Origin of the sequence: Pseudomonas sp. NPDC087029, from assembly GCF_044745345.1 — a bacterium.
Taxonomy (GTDB): Bacteria; Pseudomonadota; Gammaproteobacteria; order Pseudomonadales; family Pseudomonadaceae; genus Aquipseudomonas; species Aquipseudomonas faucium.
Genome location: NZ_JBIVAB010000001.1, coordinates 240690 through 261030, shown reverse-complemented (window position 1 = coordinate 261030; position 20341 = coordinate 240690). Strand labels below are relative to the sequence as shown.

The following is a 20341-nucleotide window of genomic DNA, read 5'->3' as shown; positions in this document are numbered from 1 at the left end:
CCATCCCCGACCCTTCGCGGCTTGACGTCTACTCAAGCTCCCCGCCGCGACCTGTTTCAGCTGTCAGCCGCCCTGCACCATCGAATCGAACAGCGCACAACAAATCAGGCTCAGCAACTGAAGGAGCTGCATCAGAGAGTAGTGGTAGGCCGATAGCTCATGGATTGAAGGAGCCGGGGGTGGGCAACCTGCCCGCCTTGTTTGCCCTGCATCAGAACAGCTGTCCAAGCCCAGCAGGCTGCTAGTTCATGATCACCAGCTCGCCAGTCACCTCCGCCTTTCCTTGCCGCTGGTTCGTGTTGCTGTAGCGGATGTCCAGGCACTCGAAGTGGAAGCCTCGAAGGCGCGCCCGATGTCCGGGTGGTCGTTGATGCTGACCATCACCCTGCCCTTGCTCCGGCGCATAAAGTCGGCCATGCGCTCGTACTCCTCGAAGGGGAAGTCTATGCCGTAGCCGGCGATCTTCCAATATGGCGGGTGCATGTAGAAGAAAGTGTGCACTCGATCATAGCGCTCGGCGCACGCTAGCCAGGAAAGGTTCTCGACGTAAGTGCCGGCGAGGCGGTGCCAGGCTGCGGACACATTCTCCTCGATACGCAGCAAGTTGATCGCCGGCCCGGTGGTGGCGGTACCGAACCTCTGCTCGGTGACCTTGCTACCGAAAGCATGTTGCTGCAGGTAGAAAAATCTGGCAGCGCGTTGAATGTCGGTCAGGGTTTAGGGACATGTCATCTTCTGCCACTCGAAAATCTGGCGAGAGCTGAGTGCCCACTTGAACTGTCGCACGAACTCCTCTAGATGGTTCTGCACAACGCGATAGAGGGTGACCAGGTCACCATTCAAATCGTTCAGCATCACGCGGCGAGCCTAAATACTGATCATATATACAGTAAAGAATTGCATACCTATCACTTGTCCAATCATTCCCTGGATGGGTTGCAGACGCGGACTGGCCGACCGCTTGATCCCCCTGCCACTGCAGCCTGTTTGCGGGCGAACGTTTTGCTCTCTTGGTAGACTGTCACCTTGTCGCGATTAATGCGGATCTGGACGAAGTAGCTAGCGCTGCCATCGGCCTTTTTACGCGTTCTGATCGTTGCCATCTGAGATTGGTACACGTCGTCTGTCGATTGGTACATAGCACCCGGCGCTTGATAAAACCGTCCCATCCCCCGAAAAATTGGTACAAAACACGTTGAACGAAATGACCGCAAATTCAGGCTCTAAGCCAGAAACCACGCGCCCTGAGCCGTCCCGCCGCTTCAGCGTTGCACCGATGATGGATTGGACCGACCGCCATTGCCGGTTCTTCCTGCGCCTGCTGTCCAAGCACACCCTGCTCTACACCGAAATGGTCACCACCGGCGCCCTGCTGCACAACGACGCCCACCGTTTCCTGCGCCACGACGTGTCCGAACACCCGCTGGCCCTGCAACTGGGCGGCAGCGTGCCGGCCGACCTGGCCGCCTGCGCGCGCCTGGCCGAGGAAGCGGGTTACGACGAGGTCAACCTCAACGTCGGCTGCCCGAGCGACCGGGTGCAGAACAACATGATCGGCGCCTGCCTGATGGCGCATCCGGCGCTGGTGGCCGATTGCGTGAAGGCCATGCGCGATGCGGTATCGACGCCGGTGACGGTCAAGCACCGCATCGGCATCAATGGCCGCGACAGCTATGCCGAGTTGTGCGACTTCGTCGGGCAGGTGCGTGAAGCGGGTTGCCGCAGTTTTACCGTGCACGCGCGGATCGCGATTCTGGAAGGGTTGTCGCCCAAGGAGAACCGCGAGATTCCGCCATTGCGCTATGACGTGGCGGCGCAGCTGAAGGCGGACTTCCCGGACCTGGAGATCGTGCTCAACGGTGGCATCAAGACGCTGGACGAGTGCCAGGCGCACCTGGAGACGTTCGATGGCGTGATGCTGGGGCGCGAGGCGTACCACAACCCTTATCTGCTGGCCGAGGTGGACCAGCGGCTGTTCGGCAGCGAGGCGGCGGTGGTCAGCCGCAGTGAGGCGATGGCGCAGTTGCGGCCTTATGTGGTTGCGCACATGCAGAGCGGTGGGGCGATGCATCACATCACCCGGCATATTCTTGGGCTTGGGCAGGGGTTCAAGGGGGCGCGGCGGTTCCGGCAATTGTTGTCGGCGGATATTCACAAGGCGCCGGAGCCGCTGGTGGTGTTTGATCAGGCGGCGCAGCTGCTGCAGGGTCGTTGAGGTTTGCCCTGCTTTTTGTGGGAGCCGGCTTGCCGGCGATGCAGGCGCCGCGGTGCATGGCACCGGCCTTGCCGGTGATCGCCGGCAAGCCGGCTCCCACAACACAAAGTGCGCTCATGGTAGCCCCAGCGCTACAGGCTGTTGTCAGGCGTGGGGAACCTCGTGCGGGCGGGTGACTCGAATCATCACCTTCGCCATTTCGCCCCCGCCCCACAGGCCCCTTGAGCGGCCGTCGGGGCTCGGGTAATGTCGAGCAATCGCACAGGACAGAGCACGCCATGACTTCCAAGCTGGAACAACTCAAGCAGTTCACCACCGTGGTCGCCGACACCGGGGACCTGGACGCCATCACCCGCCTCAAGCCGGTCGATGCCACCACCAACCCGTCGCTGCTGCTCAAGGCTGCCGCCATCCCTGGCTACGCCGACCTGCTCAAGCAGGTCAAGGCCGATGCCAAGGGCAACGTCGACCTGGCCTGCGACAAGTTCGCAGTGGCCGTGGGCTCGGGCATCCTCAAGGCCATCCCCGGGCGTATCTCCACCGAAGTGGATGCCCGCCTGTCGTTCGATGAGCCGGCGCTGCTGAACAAGGCCCGCCAGCTGATCGCCCTGTACGACGCCGCTGGCGTATCCAAGGACCGCGTGCTGATCAAGCTGGCCTCCACCTGGGAAGGCATCCGCGCTGCCGAGAAGCTGGAGAAGGAAGGCATCCAGACCAACCTGACCCTGCTGTTCTCCTTCGCCCAGGCCCAGGCCTGTGCCGATGCCGGGGTGTTCCTGATTTCGCCGTTCGTGGGCCGTATCTACGACTGGTACAAGAAAAGCACCGGCCAGGAGTACGTGGGCGCCGATGACCCGGGCGTGCAGTCGGTCACGCGCATCTACAACTACTACAAGGCCAATGGCTACGACACCGTGGTCATGGGCGCCAGCTTCCGCAATATCGGCCAGATCGAGCAACTGGCCGGCTGCGATCGCCTGACCATCAGCCCGGAGCTGCTGCAACAGCTCAGCGACGACCAGGGCGAGCTGCCACGCATGCTCAAACCGGGCAATGCCGGCGAGGCCAAGCAGGTGCTGAACGAAAGCCAGTTCCGCTGGGCGATGAACGAAGATGCCATGGGCACCGAGAAGCTGGCCGAAGGCATTCGCCAGTTCGCGCGGGACCAGGAGAAGCTGGAGAAGTTGATGGCTGACAAAGCCTGATACATCTCAGGTTTGCCAGGCGGGCGGGAAATGTTCAGCATTTTCCGCCCGTTTTTGTTTCATCTGATTTGATTTGAACGCCAGGGCCTCTTCGCGGGGCAAGCCCGTTCCCACAGGTGCAAAACAGTACCTGTGGGAGCGGGCTTGCCCCGCGAAGAGGCCCGCATAGCCCCCCGAGCTGTCGATGACCTCCTGCGCCCCACTGCCCAAAGTGCTCGTTGGCCCGATACTGCGCCGCCTGGAACCCCAGCGCCTGGCCATCTGGCTGGTCGGCACGCAACCCTTGCAACCCGAGCTCATCATGGATGCTGCGGCCAAGGTCGATTGCCAAGTCATCCCCGTAGGCCAGCACGCCTTCATCCACCTGCTGGACATCCACTTCAGCCAGCCCCTGCCCTGCGACATCGCCCTCGAGTACGACCTGCTCATCGACGGCCTCGGCATCGCCAGTTGGGCGCCGTACCTGCTCTACCCCGGCCAGCAACGCCCCAACCTGGTGCTGCGCGGCCGCCTGGACCAGCTGCTACACGGTTCCTGCCGCAAGCCACACCACCCGGCCAGCGATGGCCTGCTGTGCGCCGACCGCTTGCTGTTGGCCTGCCAAGACCCGCAGCAGCGCCCTGCCGTGCTGCTGATGACAGGCGACCAGGTGTATGCCGACGACGTCGCCGGGCCGATGCTACGGGCCATCCATTCGCTGATCGAAGGCCTGGGCCTGTACGACGAAGCGCTGCAAGGCGCGGTGGTCGCAGGCAGCCAGGCGCTCTATCGCCACCCGGCCAGCTACTACCACCGCGCCGACCTGCTGCCCGCCCAGGCGCGCAACGAAAGCCTGCGCGAGCGCTTCTTCGGCGGCAAGCGCAAGCCGATCTTCTCTTCCAGCAACGCCGACAACCACCTGGTGACCTTCGCCGAGGTGTTGGCCATGTACCTGCTGGTCTGGTCGCCCGTGCCTTGGCAACTGGTCAGCCTTAGCATGCCCGCAGGCCTCGCCGAGCCGCACCAGGCGCGCTACAGCCAGGAGCTGCCGCTGATCGAGGCGTTCGCCGCCAACCTCGGCGAGGTCGCGCGGGTGATGGCCCACCTGCCCTGCCTGATGATCTTCGACGACCACGACATCACCGACGACTGGAACCTCTCGGCGCAATGGGAAGAAACCGCCTACGGCCACCCCTTCTCGCGCCGCATCATCGGCAATGCCTTGCTCGGCTACCTGCTGTGCCAGGCCTGGGGCAACGACCCGGACGGCTGCCAGGCGCTGGTCGGGCAATGCCAGCAGCTGGGCAGCCAATCCCGGGATGCCTTGATCGACGAATTGCTGCGCTTCCAGGGCTGGCAGTTCAGCCTGCCCAGCGAGCCGCCGTTGCTGGTGCTGGACACCCGCACACGGCGCTGGCGCAGTGAAAGCGACCTGGCCAAGCCTTCCGGCCTGCTCGACTGGGAAGCGCTGTGCGAGCTGCAACAGGCTCTGCTGGATCACCCTTCGGCGATCATCGTCTCGCCAGCGCCGATCTTCGGCGTGAAGTTGATCGAGACGGTGCAACGGGTATTCAGCTGGCTGGGCTATCCGCTGCTGGTGGATGCCGAAAACTGGATGGCCCACCGCGGGGCTGCGCAGGTGGTGCTGAACATCTTCCGCCATTCGCGCACGCCCGGGCATTACGTGATCCTGTCGGGCGATGTGCACTATTCGTTCGTCTACGAGGTGCTGATCCGCCATCGCCAGCGCAGCCCGCACCTGTGGCAGGTGACCAGCAGCGGCATCAAGAACGAATTCCCCCGGCGCCTGCTGGATGTGCTGGACCGGCTCAACCGCTGGCTCTATTCGCCGCGCTCGCCGCTCAACTGGTTTACCAAGCGGCGGGAGATGGAGGTGGTGCCGCGCACACCCAGCCACAGCAAGGCCGGGGAACGGCTATGGAATGGGGCGGGGTTGGGGCAGGTGTTCTTCGATGAACAGGGGCGGCCGGTGCGGGTGTTTCAGCTCAGTGCCGAGGGTGGTGAGGCGACCGAATTCATTCGGCGGGAGTGACGGGGGTGGCTGCGCTGGCCTCATCGCCGGCAAGCCGGCTCCCACAGAAGATCCGCACTGCCAGCAGGCTGGTCATTTACCCATGGGAGCCGGCTTGCCGGCGATGAGGCCGCAGCAGGCTGAAGATCAGGTACGCTCCAGGGCGTTCACCAGGTCATGGAAGGCTTCACGGTTGGAGTCGTTCAGGCCCATGAGGATCTTGTGCGCCTCCAGCACCTTGGAACGCACCACATCCTCGTTCTGGTCCTGGGACGGCAGGTCGGTCAGGCATTCCGGGCACGGCACCGGGCGATCGACGATGTTGAACACCTGATCGAAGCCCATGGACTGCAGCAGGCGCGAAATGTCCGGGTTGGTGGTGACCACGGTGGGCAGCAGCCCCACCTTCTGCCGCGACAGGATCGACAGCTTGGCCAGCAGGCCCAGGGTGGTGCTGTCGATGCTCTCGGTCTCGGTCAGGTCGATGACGATGGCCGAGAAGTTCAGCGCGGTGAAGATCTTCTCGATCGTCGCATCCAGCGCCGAACACAGGGTCAGGCGCACCTCACCGACGAATTTCAGTACAAAGGTACCGCTCTGCTCGGCGAACTGAATTCTACCGGTACTCATTGAAGGTTCCTGCTCAACACCAATAGGGCGATATCATCCGGCATCTCCCCAAGCGTAGCCAATCCGAAACGTTGGCGCAGCCCATCCAGGCTGCCACCCGCTGCCTTGACGATATCCGGCAAGGCGGCCTCTTTATCTTTGAGCGTGTCACCCGGCAAAAGGTCCAGAATGCCATCGGACATCAGGCTCAGGCTGAACTGCGGCGGCAACTCGATCACCAGGTCCTGGTAGGTCGCCTCTTCGAACAACCCCACCGGCAGGCCACGGCCTTCAAGGTAGCGCGCCTGGCCCGGGGTATACAGCACCGGCAGCGGCAAGTGGCCACCCACGGCGTAGGTCAGCAGGCCGGTCTCTTCGTCGATCACCCCGCCGACCATGGTCACATGCTTGCCCAGCTTGCAGTTGATCAGCCCGCGGTTGATGTGGCTGAGCACTTCCGAGGGCTTGAATTCGCGCAGCTTGCTGTTGCGCTTGAATTCGAACAGCAGGCGCGTGGTCATGAACTTCAGCAGCACCGTGACGAAGGCCGACGACGCGCCATGCCCCGACACATCGGCCAGGTAGAAGGCAATGCGCCGATCATCCACGCGGAAGTAGTCGGTAAAATCGCCCGACAGGTACAGCGACGGGATGATCTGGTGCTCGAAGGCAAACTCGCCCAGCGACCGCGGGCTCTCCGGCAGCATGTTCATCTGCACCTGGCGACCGGCTGTCTGGTCTTCCTGCAACAGGTGCAGGCTGGCCTCCAGTTCACGGTTGGCCGCTTCGAGCTTGTCGCGGTAGCGCTGGTTTTCCAGCACCAGGCGCGAACGGTCCAATGCCCGGCGCACCGAATGCTCGAGCACGGCCAGGTCTTCCAATGGCTTGATCAGGTAGTCGGCGGCGCCCAGGCGCAAGGCCTCGACCGCGTCGCTCATCACCCCGGCACCCGAGACCACGATCACCGGCAACTGCGGCGCTCGCTCGCTGATCTGGCGGATCAGTTCGAGCCCGCCCATCTGCGGCATGCGCAGATCGCAGATCACAAGGTCAGGCTGGTGTTCTTCGAAGACCTGGAGCCCCTGCTGGCCGTTACTGGCCTGAAGGACGCTGAAGCCACTGTCTTCCAGATAGGCGGCGAGGCTCGCACGGACCACGTCGTCATCATCGATGATCAGCAGCGTTGCACTGATTTTCTGCATGTGGGCGAACGGCGCCGATTTGGGGTGATGCAGGGGCGTCTGCAAGGCTGACATCCGACTGCTGGAATTCTTGGTAGTAACGCTCTACTTGAGTTGTAGGCCAATTACGCAGGCCAGGCAACCGGCAGAGGTACCTCGTAAGGCGCAGACGGTACTCCCATCCGCCAGGGGTTTCAAGCATACGAGGGTCGAGTCGCCTGCAGTTTGAACGGCAAATTCCCGGCAGTTATAAGAAAGGCCAGCACAGTGACTAAAAAGGCGACCCGAAGGTCGCCTTTTTAGTCAGGGCATGAATCAGAAATCGTCTTCGACTTCGCCGTCCTTGACCTTGAACTCGCGGTTCTGCAGGTAGGCATTGCGAATGAAGATGTACTTGTCGCCCTGGATCAGCTTCTCCGCCGACAGCAGGCTGGCACGGGTGTCGACCACGTCCAGCGCGAAGATCGAGTTGCGGGTCGGCACGTGGTCGATGTAGCGGTAGGGTTCGGTGTAGGTGTCCGGGTACTTGGCCAGGCCGTCACGCACGGTGCTCGGGCCCAGCAGCGGGATCACCACGTAGGGGCCGCTCGGCACGCCCCAGTAGCCCAGGGTCTGGCCGAAGTCTTCGTCGCTGCGGGTCAGGCCCATCTTGGTGCCGACGTCGAAGAAACCGCCCAGGCCGAAGGTGGTGTTGACGATCAACCGCGCGGTGTCCACGCCCGCGGCATGCGGTTTGAACTGCAGCAGGTTGTTGGCCAGGTTGGTGACATCGCCCAGGTTGCGGAAGATGTTGTGAATGCCGTCCTCGAGGAACTGCGGGGTGACCGCCTGGTAGCCTTTGGCCAATGGCTTGAGGGCATACGTGTCGAGGGTATCGTTGAAGCGGAAGATCGGTCGGTTGACCGCCTCCCAGGGATCCTCCTCGGTGGCTGCCTGGGTGGCCGCCACGGGTGCCAGCAGCAAGCTGGCACAGACACAGGCCTGGGTGACTCGCTCGATCACACCGGCACCGATCCTACGCATAGATGATTCTCCATCGAAATTCTTGGCCGCAAGCGCAACGGGTCGCGCAGCTGGTAAGGCGGCAGTATAGAGGCTTGCGGGCTGATAAACAGCTTTACACATTTTTGCTCAATATTTTGTGAACATCTGTTGCCGTCACAGCACCGTAACAATCAGCGCCTAGCCTGCGGACTATTTCAGGGACGTTGCCATGCACGATGCATCCGCCTTCACCGCTGTGCTGTTCGGCCTGCGCGGTTGCCTGGTCCAGGCTGCCAACGGCAGCCCCCTGCCCGCCCCCGGCGCCCTCGAGGCCCTGGCCAGCCTGCGCCGCCAGCAAGTGCCGTGCATCTGGCTGGATGACCTGAGCAACACCCAGAGCCAGCGCCTGGCCAGCGTTTTGCCGGACTGGCTGCCGGGCCAGCGGGTCAATGGCGTGCAGTGGCCTGCGCCCAATGCCTGCTGGCAGGCCCTGATGACCCTGGACAGCCAACGCCTGGACGGCTGCGTGCTGGTCAGCGGCGAACCGCGCCTGCTGCAGTCGGGCCTCAATGCCGGGCTGTGGACCATCGGCCTGGCCGCCTGCAGCCCTTCCTGCGACCTGGGCTCACAGCATTGGCAGGCCATGAGCGCGCAAGAACAGGAGCTGGCCCGCGGCAAGGCCACCCTCGAGCTGTTCGGCCTGGGCGTGCATTCGGTGATCGACCACCTCGAAGCGCTGGACACCTGCCTGGTGGACATCGCCCAGCGCCGGCGCAAGGGTGAAAAACCCTGATCCAGGCCGTTGATGCGGATCATGCAAAGCGACGGCGAGTGGATTACGCTTGGAGACAGGTGCGAACCTTTGCCGCTTCGCTGAGGTCCATGCCTTGCCAAGCCATTGATGGAGAACAGCCAATGCCTGCCCGCGAATTGCAAGAGCGCCTGAACAGCTTGCGCGAGCAACTGGATAGAAACGTACCGCTTACCGATGAAGAACTGGCCGCGCTGCACGAGGAGGCCAGGCAGATAGAGGCGCAGCTGAAAATCGAGGAAGCCACCCCGGACAACAACCTGGTCGATGGCGTGAACCTGGCGATCGAGCGCTTCGAGGCCGAACACCCCGACCTCACCGCCACCCTGCGCAGCATTGCCAACTCGCTGCACAGCATGGGTATCTGAAACAACCAGGGGCCGCTTTGCGGCCCCTGCCATTGCACGTTACTGACGAACCAGGCGCAGATTCTTCGGGCTGATCGCCCCGGTGCTGCGGTACGGGTTGATATCCAGCCCACCCCTGCGCACATAACGCGCGTACACCGTCAGGTGCTCCGGCTGCAGCAGGTTCTTCAGGTCCAGGTAAATCCGCTCCACGCACTGCTCGTGGAAGTCGGCGTGCTGGCGGAAGCTGATCAGGTAGGTCAGCAGGCTGGCATGGTCCAGCGCCCTGCCCTTGTATTCCACCACCACACTGCCCCAGTCCGGCTGGCCGGTCACCGGGCAGTTGGACTTGAGCAGGTGGCTGTGTACGGTTTCTTCCACCTGCCGGTCCGGGCTGCACTGCAGCAACTCAGGCTGCGGCTGCTCATAATTGCTGATGGCCACGTCCAGCGCATCGATGCACAGGCCCGGCAGCGCCGTCACGCCTTGCGCCTCGACCTCAGCCAGGGTGTGCACCTGCACGCCCACGGGCTTGCCCGCGGCTGCCGACAGGTCCTTTTCCAGGCACGCGCGCAGCTCGGCGATCGAGGCGAACACGGTCTGGTTCAGCGAGTTGAGGTAGAGCTTGAACGACTTCGATTCGATGATGTTCGGCGAATCGGCCGGGATGGCGAATTCGCCAATCGCCACCACCGGCTTGCCCGACGGCAGCAGCCAGGACAGCTCGAAGCAGTTCCAAAAGTCCACGCCCTGCCATGGCAGGGTCTGGGCAGTCACGCCCAGTTCGGCCCACTTGGCCGTGCGCGGGATCGGAAACAGCAGCGAAGGGGTGTAGGTGGCGATGTATTCGCTGGACTTGCCCAGCGGAGAGTGTTCGGCAGCAGGGTGCATGGAAACTGACCTGAAGGTTCGGAAATGCACCTAGTTTACCGGTTTTACCCTGCGCCTTGGAGCGCAAGTCACTCGATGGTCAACGGCCCGACCATGCCGGCCTGGTAATGCCCCGGCACGTTGCAGGCAAACTCGATGGGGGCGGCCTTGCGGAAGGTCCAGGTCAGCTCGGCGCGCTGGCCAGGCTGCACCAGCACGGTGTTGCCGGTGTCGTGGCCATGGGCGCCATGGTTCATCTGGCCGTGGTCCATGCCTTCGTGGTTCATGCCTGCGGTAAAGATCTTGCCTTGCATGGCGAGCATTTCTTTCTGGTGCTCGGCGTGCATGGCCTTGTCGCCCAGGTTGAACTCATGGGGCAGCTGGCCCTGGTTGATCAGCACGAAGCGCACGGTTTCGCCGGCCTTGACCTGCAAGCTCTTGGGTTCGAAGGCAATATCCTTGAGCACCACCTCGACGGTGCGGGTGGCCTTGGCCGCCGGGGCCGGCTCACCGAAGGCGAAGGTGTTCGCTTCGCCAGCGAAGACAGGCAGGCTTGCCAAGGCAAGCGTGGCGGCGATGAACAGGTGCTTCATGATGACTCCAGAACTTTCAACGAGATAAGGCCACTTTAAAAAGGGCTGACTGGCAGCGACCTGACAGCGAGATTACAACTTTGTCAGCTTGGGCGACGCCGGGCAGAGTCACGTATCATTTCAGCCATCACCCAGACTGCGGACACTGCATGAAACTGCTGATCGTCGAAGACCAGGCCCGCACCGGCCAGTACCTGAGCCAGGGCCTCAACGAAGCCGGCTTCGCCACCGAGCTTGCGGCCGATGGCGAGACCGGCCAGTTCCTGGCACTGACCGGCGATCACGACCTGCTGATCCTCGACGTGATGCTGCCCGGGCGCGACGGTTGGCAGATTCTCCAGGCGGTGCGCCAGGCAGGCCTGGATACCCCGGTGCTGTTCCTGACCGCCCGCGACGCCGTGGAGGACCGCGTGCACGGCCTGGAACTGGGCGCCGACGATTACCTGGTCAAGCCCTTCGCCTTCTCCGAACTGCTGGCCCGGGTGCGCAGCCTGCTGCGCCGCGGCTCTAGCCCCAGCCAGGAGACCACCCTGAGCCTGGCCGACCTGCGCCTGGACCTGCTGCGCCGCCGCGCCGAACGCGCCGGCCAGCGCATTGACCTGACCGCCAAGGAGTTCGCCCTGCTCGAGCTGCTGCTGCGTCGCCAGGGCGAAGTGCTGCCCAAGTCGCTGATCGCCTCGCAGGTGTGGGACATGAATTTCGACAGTGATACCAATGTCATCGAAGTGGCCATCCGCCGCCTGCGCCTGAAACTCGACGACCCGCACCCGACCAAGCTGATCCACACCGTGCGCGGCATGGGCTATGTGCTCGAGGAGCGCCCCGACTGATGCGCAGGCTTTCCCTCGGCACCCGCCTGGCCCTGTTGTTCGCAGCCTGTACCGCCGCCGTGTCGCTGGGCGCGGGCCTGCTGTTCAACCACGCCAGCAAGCAGCACTTCATCGAACTGGACCAGCAATTGCTGGAATCGCGCCTGTCGCTGTTTCGTACCCAGCTCGCCGGCCTGGCCAACCCGGCCGACCTGCAAAGCCGCCTTCCAGCCCTGCGCGAGGAGCTCAGCCACCAGGCCGACCTGGCCTTGCGCATCACCGGCCGCGATGGCGCCCCCTGGTACGCCAGCCGCCCGTCCTTGCCGCAAGCGCCCTCCACCACGGGCCTGGCGACCGTGCACGCCGACGGCATCGACTACCGCAGCCTGGCCGTGCCCTTGAACGAAAACGCCCGGCTGACCCTGTTCCTCGACATCACCCACCACCAGCACTTCCTGCAGGGCATGCAGCGCCTGATCTGGCTGACCGTGGGCCTGTCGGCACTGGCCACCGCGCTGCTGGGCGCCTGGGCCGCACGCCGCGGGCTGCGGCCGCTGCGCCAGATGGGCCAGGTGGCCGACAGCGTCTCGGCGCGCTCGCTGACCACCCGCCTGCCCGTGGAGCAGATGCCCGAGGAGCTGGCGGCACTGGCCAGCACCGTGAATGCCATGCTGCAACGCCTGGACGACGCCTTCCAGCGCCTCTCGGCGTTTTCCGCCGACATCGCCCATGAGCTGCGCACGCCGCTGTCCAACCTGCTGACCCACACCCAGGTCACCCTCACCCGCCCGCGCAGCCTCGAGGAATACCGCGAAGCGCTGCACGGCAACCTGGAAGAGCTGCAGTGGATGGCGCAGATGATCAACGACATGCTGTTCCTGGCCAAGGCCGACCACGGCCTGCTGGTGCCGGGGCAGGCGCCGCTGGCGCTGCATGAGGAAGTGGATGCGCTGCTGGAGTACTACGCACCGCTGGCCGAGGACGGCGAAGTGGCGCTGGTGCGCGAGGGTGAAGCGATGCTTAGCGGTGACCGGCACATGCTGCGCCGGGCCTTGTCCAACTTGCTCGACAATGCCTTGCGCTTTACCCCAGCCGGCGGGCAGATTCGCGTGTCGCTTTCGCCTGGCTCACGGATTTGCGTGGCCAATACCGGGGCGCCGATCGACAGCGCTGCGTTGCCTCGGCTGTTCGATCGGTTCTATCGCGTGGACCCGGCGCGGCGGGAAGGCAGCAGCGAGCATGCGGGGTTGGGGCTGGCGATTACCCGCTCGATCGTGCAGGCCCATGGCGGGCAAATTCGCGCGGAATGTGAGGGTGGCTGGACGCGGTTCGTGATCGAATTCGGGGCAACCCGTTAGGGCTACCTTGCCGGCGATAGGGCCCTCAAGCCTGAATCAGACCGCCAAGCCGATCGCCGGCTGCACCTGCGACGCCCGATACGCCGGGTAAATGGTCGCCAGGAAGCTCATCACCAACCCCGCCACGCAGATCATCGCCACATCCCCCCACTGCAACTCCGACGGCAAGCTGCTGATGAAGTACACATCCGAGGTAAAGATGTGCTGCCCGCTCACCCGCTCCAGCCAGCCGACGATCTGGCTGACATTGAATGCGGCGATCACCCCGAGCACCCCACCGATCAGCGTGCCGACGATGCCGATCAGGCTGCCCTGGACCATGAACGTGCCCATGATCTGCGCCGGCGTGGCGCCCAGGGTGCGCAGGATGGCGATGTCCGGCCCCTTGTCGTTCACCACCATCACCAGGGTGGCGATGATGTTGAAGGCGGCCACGGCGATGATCATCATCAGCAGCAGGCCAATCATGGTCTTTTCCATCTTCATGGCGCTGAACAGGCTGCCCTGGGTGTGCGACCAGTCGTCAGCGCGGTAGGCATCGCCCAGCCCCGTGACAATCGCCTTGGACACCTGCGGCGCGGCGTACAGGTCGTGCAGCTTCAGGCGCACGCCCTGCACCTGGCCCGGCGCCCAGCGCTGCATTTCGCCGGCATCGGCGACGTGCATGTAGGCCTGGGAGCCATCGAGCTCGGCGCCGACCTTGAAGATGCCGACCACGGTCAGGCGCTGCATGCGCGGGGTGATGCCGCCCGGCTCCTTGCTGATTTCCGGCACGATCAGGGTCAGCTTGTCGCCGGTATTGAGGCGAAAGCGCCGTGCGGTCAGCTCGCCGATCACCACGCCATATTCACCCGGCTGCAGGTCCTGCAGGCGGCCCTGGACGATATGCTGGCCGACGATCGACACCTTGCCCTCTTCGGCCGGGTCGATGCCGCTGACCTGGATCGGCTGCATCGACCCCTTGTAGGAGAGCATGCCCTCCATTTCGGTGATCGGCGCCGCCGCCATCACGGCCGGGTTCTTCAACGCGGCATCGGCGGTCGCGCGCCAGTCATCCAGCGGCTGCACGCCAAGAATCGCGGCATGCGGCACCAGGCCGAGAATGCGCGAACTCATCTCGCGCTGGAAGCCGTTCATCACCGACAGCACCACGATCATCGCCAGCACGCCCAGGGACAGGCCGATCATCGAGGTCATCGAGATGAACGAGATGAAATGGTTGCGGCGCTTGGCACGGGTGTAGCGAGCACCGATGAACAAGGGCAAGGGTCTGAACATGTACGAAAATACCCAATGAAATAAGGTGGGGCGGCCTGGCTCAGATCGCGACCAGGTGGCCGTCGTCGAGCTTCAGCACACGGTCCATCTGGCGCGCCAGGTTGAGGTCGTGGGTCACCACCAGGAACGCCGTGCGCGAGGAACTGGACAGCTCCTGCATCAGCTCCTGGATGCCTTGGGCGGTGTGGTGGTCGAGGTTGCCGGTCGGCTCGTCGAGCATCACCAGGCCCGGGCGGTTGACCAGCGCGCGGGCGATCGCCACACGCTGGCGCTCGCCGCCGGACAGTTCGGCCGGCTTGTGGTGCAGGCGGTGGCCCAGGCCCACGCGCTTGAGCAGCGCCTCGGCGCGCTCACGGGCTTCGGGGATGGCGGTGCGGCCGATCAGCAGCGGCATGCACACGTTCTCCATGGCGGTGAACTCAGGCAGCAGGTGGTGGAACTGGTAGACGAACCCCAGCTCGCGGTTGCGCAGCAGGCCGCGGGCGCGCTCGCCCAGGGCCGACAGTTCTTCGCCGGCCAGCCAGACGCTGCCCTGGGTCGGCCGGTCGAGGCCGCCCAGCAGGTTGAGCAAGGTACTCTTGCCCGAGCCCGAACTGCCGACGATGGCCACCCGCTCACCGGCGTGCAGCTCCAGGTTCAGGCCCGACAACACCTGCACCGACTCCGGGCCCTCGTCGTAGGACTTGCCCAGGTTGCGGCAACTCAGAACTGCTTTATCACTCATGCGCGACTCACTCATAACGTAGCGCCTCTGCAGGCTGGGTGCGGGCCGCACGCCAGGCCGGGTACAGGGTGGCGAAGAAACTCAGGACCAACGCCGCACCACAGACCATGTACACGTCCTGGGCCTGGATCTGCGACGGCAGGTAATCGATGAAGTACACGTCGGCATTGAGGAACTTGTGCCCGATCAGTTTCTCGATGCCGGCGATCGCCGCGCTGACATTGAGCGCGGCGAGGATCCCGACCACGGCGCCGATCAGGGTGCCGATCACCCCGATCACCGTGCCCTGAACCATGAAGATGGCCATGATCTGCCCGGGCGTGGCGCCCAGGGTGCGCAGGATGGCGATGTCGCCGCGCTTGTCGTTGACCACCATCACCAGGGTGGAAATGATGTTGAACGCCGCCACCGCGACGATCAGCAGCAGCAGCAGGCCGATCATGGCCTTCTCCATGCGGATCGCCTGGTACAGGTTGCCGTGGGTGCGGGTCCAGTCGCGGCTGTAGTACTCCTGCTCGCCCAGCTGCTGGGCGATGCTCCAGGCCACCCGTGGCGCCTGGAACAGGTCGTCGAACTTCAGCCGCAGGCCCTGCACCTGGTCGGCCTTCCAGCGGTGCAGGCGGGACAGGTCGGCGATGTTGGTCAGGCCCAGGTAGCCGTCGATCTCGCCGGCGCCGACGTGGAAGGTGCCGACCACCGTGAAGCGCTTCATGCGCGGGAACATGCCGGCCGGGGTCACGCTGACCTCGGGGGCGACGAAGGTCAGCTTGTCGCCGACGGCCACGCCCAGCTTGGCGGCGGCCTTGTCGCCGATCATGATGCCCCACTCGCCCGGCGCCAGCTGATCGAGGCGGCCCTGCAGGATGAAGTTGTCGATGATCGACACCTCACGCTCGCGCGCCGGGTCGATGCCGTTGAGCAGCACCTTCTGCACCTTGCCGTCATGGGTCAGCAGGCCCTGCATCTGGGTGTAGGGCGCAACCGCCAGCACCTGCGGATTCTGCTTTACTTGTTGGGCAAGGGCAGGCCAGTCGTTGATCGGCTGGCCGCTCTCCAGCGTGGCATGCGGGATCATGCCCAGCACGCGGGTACGCATCTCGTGGTCGAAACCGTTCATGACCGAGAGCACCACGATCATCACCACCACGCCCAGGGCGAGGCCGATCATCGAGGTCAGGGAAATGAACGAGACGAAGTGATTACGGCGCTTGGCACGGGTGTAACGCGTACCGATGAATGCGAAAAGAGGTCTGAACATGTCGGGGCTTGTTCGGATGAAAGGGAACGTCCTTGTGGCGAGGCGCCTGTGGCGGCTTTACACTCGGACCACCGCCGCTACCATGGGTTCGCCATGACGACATTAGACGAAGAAGATCGCCGCGAATACTACCGCATCGAAGATCGGATCGCACTGGAAATAAGCCCCTTGAGCGCGGCCCAAGCCCTTGAGCCAGAACTGTTGCAGGATGATTCACCACTGTTCAACCTGCTCAGCGAGCTGCACCTGTCAGACTTCGAGTCACAGCACCTGCTGCGCCAATTGAGCGAGAAGGACCGCACCCTGGCGGCTTTCCTGCGGGCGCAGAACAAACGCCTGGACCTGCTCAGCGCGGTGGTCGCGCAAAGCCTGATCGGCGAGATCGGCCAGCCGCAACGGGTGATCATCTCCGAGGGCGGCATCGAGTTCGCCCAGCCCCAGCAGATTGCCCCTGGCACCCGGGTGAAGGTGAAGATGGTGCTGATGCCACGCGCCCACGGCCTGCTGCTGCGCGGGCGCATCACCCACTGCGACCCGCGCCCGGAAGGCGACTACGAGGTCGGCACCGAATTCATCGACATGACCGATGCCCAGCGCCAACTGCTGGCCCGCTATATCCTGCAGCGCCAGCAGCAACAACGGCGCCAGCAGCTGGAACAGAACGACCCCGCCTCCTGAGCCTTATTCATTCTTGACCTGAAGGAACGAACGTGACCCTTATCTACGGCCACCGTGGCGCCAAGGGCGAAGCGCCCGAGAACACCCTGACCAGCTTCCGTCAGTGCCTGTCCCACGGCGTCAATCGCTGCGAGCTGGACCTGCACCTGTCGGCCGACAATGAGCTGATGGTCATCCACGACCCCACCCTCAAGCGCACCACCGGCCGGCGCGGCAAGGTGGCCGAACACCCGGCCGTCGACCTGGTCACCTACGACGCGCGCAAGGGCGGCCCGGGCCATGTGCAGCCCTGCCCTATCCCGCGGCTTGAGGAGTTGTTCGAGAAATGCGCCTTCGAGCACTGGCAGCTCGAAGTCAAGAGCGCCTCGCGCACCCGCGCGGCCACCACGGTGCTGGCGATCCGCGAACTGGCCCAGCAGTACGGCTTGCTGGACAAGGTGACCATCACCTCCAGCTCACGCGAGGTGCTGGGCGCGGCGCTGGAACTGGTACCGGACGTGAAACGCGGGCTGGTCGCCGAATACGCCTGGCTCGACCCGCTGAAGGTCGCGCAGAACTATGGCTGCGAGATGCTGGCGTTGAACTGGACACTGTGCACCCCGGAGCGCCTGCTCAAAGCACAGGGCCAGGGTTTGCACGTGTCGGTGTGGACGGTCAACGAACCGGCACTGATGCGCCGGCTCGCTGACTTTGGCGTGGACAGCCTGATTACAGACTTTCCCGGTTTGGCCAAGACCACCCTCGGGTAGGGCTGAAATCGGTCTCCCCGACCGGCTCAGGCCACCGGCCGGAGCCGCTCAAAAAAGCCGGTTCAGGCCGTCGTAGGCAGCTACCCGATAGGCTTCGGCCATGGTCGGGTAGTTGAACGTGGTGTTGACGAAGTACTTCAGGTTATTCAGCTCGCCCGGCTGGTTCATGATCGCCTGGCCGATGTGGACGATTTCCGAAGCCTGGTAGCCGAAGCAGTGCACGCCGAGGATTTCCAGGGTTTCGCGGTGGAACAAGATCTTCAGCATGCCCTGCGGCTCGCCGGCGATCTGTGCACGCGCCATGCCCTTGAAGAACGCCTTGCCCACTTCGTATGGCACCTTGGCCTGGGTCAGCTCCTGCTCGTTCTTGCCGATCGAGCTGATCTCCGGGATGGTGTAGATGCCGGTCGGCACGTCGTTGACGAAGCGCCAGCTGCCGTTGTCGACGATGCTGCCCGCCGCCGAGCGGCCCTGGTCGTGGGCGGCACTGGCCAGGCTCGGCCAGCCGATCACGTCACCGGCGCCGTAGATGTTCGGCACGCTGGTGCGGTAGGCCTCGTCGACCTCGATCTGGCCACGGCTGTTGACCTTGATGCCGATGTTCTCCAGGCCCAGCTTGTCGGTGTTGCCGGTACGGCCGTTGCACCACAGCAAGGCGTCGGCCTTGATCTTCTTGCCCGACTTCAGGTGCAGGACCACGCCGTTGTCCAGGCCTTCGACCCGCTCGTACTCCTCGTTGTGGCGCACGGTGATGTTGTTGTTGCTGAAGTGGTAGCTCAGCGCCTGGGAGATTTCCGAGTCCAGGAAGCTCAGCAGCTGGCCGCGGTTGTCGACCAGCTCCACCAGCACACCCAGGCCGCTGAAGATCGAGGCGTATTCGCAACCGATCACACCGGCGCCGTAGACGATCAGCTTGCGCGGGGTGTGGCTGAGGCTGAGGATGGTGTCGCTGTCATAGACGCGCGGGTGATGGAAGTCGATGTCGGCCGGGCGATACGGGCGCGAGCCGGTGGCGATGATGATGTGCTTGGCGTTGAGCTTTTCCACCACGCCGTTGGGGCACACCACTTCCACGGTCTGCTCGTCGGCGAAGCTGCCGGTGCCGAAGAACACGTCGACGCGGTTGCGCGCGTAGTAACCGGTGCGCGAGGCAACCTGCTTGGAGATCACCTTCTCGGCGCTCTTGAGCACGTCGGGGAAGGAGAACCAGCGCGGCTCGCCGATGGCACGGAACATCGGGTTGGTGTTGAACTGCATGATCTGCCGCACCGAGTGACGCAGTGCCTTGGACGGGATGGTGCCCAGGTGGGTGCAGTTGCCACCGACCTGACGACGGCTATCGACCATCGCCACCTTGCGCCCTGCTTTGGCGGCGTTCATTGCCGCACCTTCTCCGGCCGGGCCGGAACCCAACACCACTACGTCGTAGTTGTAGACAGCCATGCGTACTCCTTCAGAACTGGCCCGCCAGCCACGGTCGCCGCGGGACTCGATCATGCCGCCGGAGCGCCATGAGAAAATTCGTGTGCAGTCTAATCAAGCGTGAACGCCGCGCACATTAACCCTTGGTCGCGTCGTAGGCCAATTTTGCCTGCACTACATATGGTTTACCGGTTCCCTGGCGTGGATCTTCCCTGCTTGCGCTTTCATTCGCCTTTCACGGCCCGTTCGAACGCGGGCGTAGCTCGGGAGACGAAGCCACCCGCCACCCGAGTCACCAGCACGGCGGCCAGGTCATGGGCAACGGCAAAATCCCAACCTTGCTCCGGCCCGAGGATCAGCAGCAGGGTCGAATAACCGTCCGCTTGCAGCGCCGAGCCATCGAGCACGGTCACCGCTGCCAGGTCATGCTCGACCGGCCGCCCGAGGCGGGCATCGAAGGTGTGCGAATAGCGCCGGCCATTCTCCTCGAAATAGTGGCGATAGTCACCCGAGGTCGACAACGCCAAGCCATCGACCGGGATGACCTGGCGGGCAATCTGCAGGTCGTCGCGCGGCAGCTCCAGGGCGATGCGCCAGGGGCTGCCATCGGGCTTGCGGCCGAGCGCCTTGAGCTCGCCGGTGACTTCGGCGACGAAGCTGGCCACGCCCATGGCGCGCAGGCGTTCGGCAATCAGGTCGACCGCGTGGCCGGCGGCGATGCTGTTGAAATCCAGCTCCACGGGGGCGTCCTTGCACAGCGCCTGGCCGTCCAGGTGCAGGTGCCGGTAGCCGACGCGCTGGCGGGCCTGGGCCAGCGCCTTGGGGTCGGGCACCTGTTCGTGGCGGGCCTGGGGGCCGAAGCCCCAGAGGTCGAGGAGCGGTTCGACGGTGAGGTCGAAGGCGCCGTCGCTCTGCTCGGCCAGGTGCTGGCCGAGGGCGACCAGTTCGAGCATGTCGGCGGGCAAGGCCAGGCACTGGTTGGCGGGGAGCTGGTTGAACTGGCTGACGGTGGAGTCGCCGCGGTAGGTCGAGTAATGCAGGTCGATGTCCTGCAGGATGGACTCGACCGCCGCCTGCACCTGGGCCGGTGCCGGGCCGCCGGGTTCGCGCACGTATTGAATGCTGTAGCTGCTGCCCATGGTCGGGCCGCCCAGGCGCTCCAGGGCCGGGCCCTGGTTGCAGGCGGTGAGGAGCATCAGGATGAACAGCAGGGCTGTGCGCACAGTTGGAGTCTCGCTT

The 20341-nt window shown here is 64.2% G+C and carries 19 protein-coding genes and 2 pseudogenes; 9 read left to right on the top strand and 12 right to left on the bottom strand.

Annotation, left to right across the window (positions count from 1 at the left end; translation table 11 throughout):
* Positions 1-241: 241 nt before the first annotated feature.
* Together ACIPG5_RS01190 and ACIPG5_RS01185 are read right to left on the bottom strand one after the other, a co-directional pair.
* A pseudogene (locus ACIPG5_RS01190) lies at positions 242-855 on the bottom strand (DNA adenine methylase); the annotation flags it as partial.
* A gap of 116 nt (positions 856-971) precedes the next feature.
* Positions 972-1103, bottom strand: a pseudogene (locus tag ACIPG5_RS01185) (site-specific integrase); the annotation flags it as partial.
* Between the two features lie 101 nt (positions 1104-1204).
* Here ACIPG5_RS01185 and dusA point away from each other — a divergent pair.
* From dusA to ACIPG5_RS01170, 3 genes are all read left to right on the top strand, one after another.
* Positions 1205-2215 (top strand): tRNA dihydrouridine(20/20a) synthase DusA, encoded by a 1011-nt coding sequence (dusA, locus tag ACIPG5_RS01180; RefSeq protein WP_401372911.1) that lies wholly within the window; start codon positions 1205-1207, stop codon positions 2213-2215.
* Positions 2216-2493: 278 nt separating this feature from the next.
* Positions 2494-3420 carry a transaldolase gene (tal, locus tag ACIPG5_RS01175; protein ID WP_236235604.1) on the top strand — a complete coding sequence of 309 codons (927 nt, stop codon included), beginning with the start codon at positions 2494-2496 and terminating at the stop codon, positions 3418-3420.
* A 184-nt stretch (positions 3421-3604) separates the two neighbouring features.
* The gene (locus ACIPG5_RS01170; protein WP_401372909.1) at positions 3605-5452 is read left to right on the top strand and encodes an alkaline phosphatase D family protein; all 1848 of its coding nucleotides are present in this window, start codon (positions 3605-3607) and stop codon (positions 5450-5452) included.
* Positions 5453-5578: 126 nt separating this feature from the next.
* Here ACIPG5_RS01170 and rssC read toward each other — a convergent pair whose 3' ends face one another.
* The 3 genes from rssC to ACIPG5_RS01155 form a co-directional block, all read right to left on the bottom strand.
* Complete coding sequence (rssC, locus tag ACIPG5_RS01165) at positions 5579-6061, bottom strand: anti-sigma factor antagonist RssC (RefSeq protein ID WP_016394629.1); 483 nt, start codon at positions 6059-6061, stop codon at positions 5579-5581.
* Positions 6058-7242: a two-component system response regulator RssB gene (gene rssB / locus ACIPG5_RS01160; RefSeq protein ID WP_286915133.1), complete on the bottom strand. Its 1185-nt coding sequence runs from the start codon at positions 7240-7242 to the stop codon at positions 6058-6060. Before rssB ends, rssC begins: the two co-directional genes overlap by 4 nt.
* A 294-nt stretch (positions 7243-7536) precedes the next feature.
* Complete coding sequence (locus tag ACIPG5_RS01155; RefSeq protein WP_286915083.1) at positions 7537-8244, bottom strand: VacJ family lipoprotein; 708 nt, start codon at positions 8242-8244, stop codon at positions 7537-7539.
* A 190-nt stretch (positions 8245-8434) separates the two neighbouring features.
* Between ACIPG5_RS01155 and ACIPG5_RS01150 the strand changes: the two genes are divergently transcribed.
* On the top strand, positions 8435-8998 hold the full coding sequence (locus ACIPG5_RS01150) for a phosphonoacetaldehyde phosphonohydrolase-related protein (RefSeq protein WP_401372907.1): 564 nt from the start codon (positions 8435-8437) through the stop codon (positions 8996-8998).
* A 122-nt stretch (positions 8999-9120) separates the two neighbouring features.
* Positions 9121-9384, top strand: a complete 264-nt coding sequence (locus ACIPG5_RS01145) for a DUF4404 family protein (RefSeq protein WP_176514510.1) — start codon at positions 9121-9123, stop codon at positions 9382-9384.
* Between the two features lie 39 nt (positions 9385-9423).
* On the opposite strand, the gene queF is transcribed toward ACIPG5_RS01145, so the two are convergent.
* Positions 9424-10254 carry an NADPH-dependent 7-cyano-7-deazaguanine reductase QueF gene (queF, locus tag ACIPG5_RS01140; protein ID WP_176514512.1) on the bottom strand — a complete coding sequence of 277 codons (831 nt, stop codon included), beginning with the start codon at positions 10252-10254 and terminating at the stop codon, positions 9424-9426.
* A 68-nt stretch (positions 10255-10322) separates the two neighbouring features.
* Positions 10323-10826, bottom strand: coding sequence for a plastocyanin/azurin family copper-binding protein (locus ACIPG5_RS01135; protein WP_401372904.1), 504 nt, complete (start codon positions 10824-10826; stop codon positions 10323-10325).
* Between the two features lie 149 nt (positions 10827-10975).
* On the opposite strand from ACIPG5_RS01135, the gene cinR reads away from it, so the two are divergent.
* Positions 10976-11656: a two-component system response regulator CinR gene (gene cinR, locus ACIPG5_RS01130; protein ID WP_176514515.1), complete on the top strand. Its 681-nt coding sequence runs from the start codon at positions 10976-10978 to the stop codon at positions 11654-11656.
* Complete coding sequence (locus tag ACIPG5_RS01125; protein ID WP_401373351.1) at positions 11653-12993, top strand: heavy metal sensor histidine kinase; 1341 nt, start codon at positions 11653-11655, stop codon at positions 12991-12993. The genes cinR and ACIPG5_RS01125 overlap by 4 nt, the downstream gene beginning before the upstream one ends.
* A gap of 36 nt (positions 12994-13029) precedes the next feature.
* Here the strand turns inward: ACIPG5_RS01125 and ACIPG5_RS01120 are convergent, their stop codons facing one another.
* The 3 genes from ACIPG5_RS01120 to ACIPG5_RS01110 are packed head-to-tail and all read right to left on the bottom strand — an operon-like array spanning position 13030 to position 16253.
* Positions 13030-14271 carry a lipoprotein-releasing ABC transporter permease subunit gene (locus tag ACIPG5_RS01120; protein WP_401372902.1) on the bottom strand — a complete coding sequence of 414 codons (1242 nt, stop codon included), beginning with the start codon at positions 14269-14271 and terminating at the stop codon, positions 13030-13032.
* A 40-nt stretch (positions 14272-14311) separates the two neighbouring features.
* Positions 14312-14995, bottom strand: a complete 684-nt coding sequence (lolD, locus tag ACIPG5_RS01115) for a lipoprotein-releasing ABC transporter ATP-binding protein LolD (RefSeq protein WP_176514519.1) — start codon at positions 14993-14995, stop codon at positions 14312-14314.
* Between the two features lie 7 nt (positions 14996-15002).
* On the bottom strand, positions 15003-16253 hold the full coding sequence (locus tag ACIPG5_RS01110; RefSeq protein ID WP_236235597.1) for a lipoprotein-releasing ABC transporter permease subunit: 1251 nt from the start codon (positions 16251-16253) through the stop codon (positions 15003-15005).
* Positions 16254-16346: 93 nt separating this feature from the next.
* Here ACIPG5_RS01110 and ACIPG5_RS01105 point away from each other — a divergent pair, with 93 nt between their 5' ends.
* Together ACIPG5_RS01105 and ACIPG5_RS01100 are read left to right on the top strand one after the other, a co-directional pair.
* Positions 16347-16931 carry a PilZ domain-containing protein gene (locus ACIPG5_RS01105; RefSeq protein WP_313395611.1) on the top strand — a complete coding sequence of 195 codons (585 nt, stop codon included), beginning with the start codon at positions 16347-16349 and terminating at the stop codon, positions 16929-16931.
* Between the two features lie 32 nt (positions 16932-16963).
* On the top strand, positions 16964-17680 hold the full coding sequence (locus ACIPG5_RS01100) for a glycerophosphodiester phosphodiesterase (RefSeq protein ID WP_176514525.1): 717 nt from the start codon (positions 16964-16966) through the stop codon (positions 17678-17680).
* A 48-nt stretch (positions 17681-17728) separates the two neighbouring features.
* Here the strand turns inward: ACIPG5_RS01100 and sthA are convergent, their stop codons facing one another.
* On the bottom strand, positions 17729-19123 hold the full coding sequence (sthA, locus tag ACIPG5_RS01095) for a Si-specific NAD(P)(+) transhydrogenase (RefSeq protein WP_176514527.1): 1395 nt from the start codon (positions 19121-19123) through the stop codon (positions 17729-17731).
* A gap of 203 nt (positions 19124-19326) precedes the next feature.
* Positions 19327-20325, bottom strand: a complete 999-nt coding sequence (locus ACIPG5_RS01090; RefSeq protein WP_401372899.1) for an FAD:protein FMN transferase — start codon at positions 20323-20325, stop codon at positions 19327-19329.
* Positions 20326-20341: the final 16 nt, after the last annotated feature.

What these genes read in the sequence shown, in the direction of transcription:
- ACIPG5_RS01145 (WP_176514510.1), top strand. Translation starts at nt 9,121, where the DNA reads ATGCCTGCCCGCGAATTGCAAGAGCGCCTGAACAGCTTGCGCGAGCAA.
- sthA (WP_176514527.1), bottom strand. Translation starts at nt 19,123, where the DNA reads ATGGCTGTCTACAACTACGACGTAGTGGTGTTGGGTTCCGGCCCGGCC.
- ACIPG5_RS01105 (WP_313395611.1), top strand. Translation starts at nt 16,347, where the DNA reads ATGACGACATTAGACGAAGAAGATCGCCGCGAATACTACCGCATCGAA.
- rssB (WP_286915133.1), bottom strand. Translation starts at nt 7,242, where the DNA reads ATGCAGAAAATCAGTGCAACGCTGCTGATCATCGATGATGACGACGTG.
- cinR (WP_176514515.1), top strand. Translation starts at nt 10,976, where the DNA reads ATGAAACTGCTGATCGTCGAAGACCAGGCCCGCACCGGCCAGTACCTG.
- ACIPG5_RS01135 (WP_401372904.1), bottom strand. Translation starts at nt 10,826, where the DNA reads ATGAAGCACCTGTTCATCGCCGCCACGCTTGCCTTGGCAAGCCTGCCT.
- ACIPG5_RS01110 (WP_236235597.1), bottom strand. Translation starts at nt 16,253, where the DNA reads ATGTTCAGACCTCTTTTCGCATTCATCGGTACGCGTTACACCCGTGCC.
- tal (WP_236235604.1), top strand. Translation starts at nt 2,494, where the DNA reads ATGACTTCCAAGCTGGAACAACTCAAGCAGTTCACCACCGTGGTCGCC.
- ACIPG5_RS01120 (WP_401372902.1), bottom strand. Translation starts at nt 14,271, where the DNA reads ATGTTCAGACCCTTGCCCTTGTTCATCGGTGCTCGCTACACCCGTGCC.
- rssC (WP_016394629.1), bottom strand. Translation starts at nt 6,061, where the DNA reads ATGAGTACCGGTAGAATTCAGTTCGCCGAGCAGAGCGGTACCTTTGTA.
- lolD (WP_176514519.1), bottom strand. Translation starts at nt 14,995, where the DNA reads ATGAGTGATAAAGCAGTTCTGAGTTGCCGCAACCTGGGCAAGTCCTAC.
- ACIPG5_RS01150 (WP_401372907.1), top strand. Translation starts at nt 8,435, where the DNA reads ATGCACGATGCATCCGCCTTCACCGCTGTGCTGTTCGGCCTGCGCGGT.
- ACIPG5_RS01155 (WP_286915083.1), bottom strand. Translation starts at nt 8,244, where the DNA reads ATGCGTAGGATCGGTGCCGGTGTGATCGAGCGAGTCACCCAGGCCTGT.
- queF (WP_176514512.1), bottom strand. Translation starts at nt 10,254, where the DNA reads ATGCACCCTGCTGCCGAACACTCTCCGCTGGGCAAGTCCAGCGAATAC.
- dusA (WP_401372911.1), top strand. Translation starts at nt 1,205, where the DNA reads ATGACCGCAAATTCAGGCTCTAAGCCAGAAACCACGCGCCCTGAGCCG.
- ACIPG5_RS01170 (WP_401372909.1), top strand. Translation starts at nt 3,605, where the DNA reads ATGACCTCCTGCGCCCCACTGCCCAAAGTGCTCGTTGGCCCGATACTG.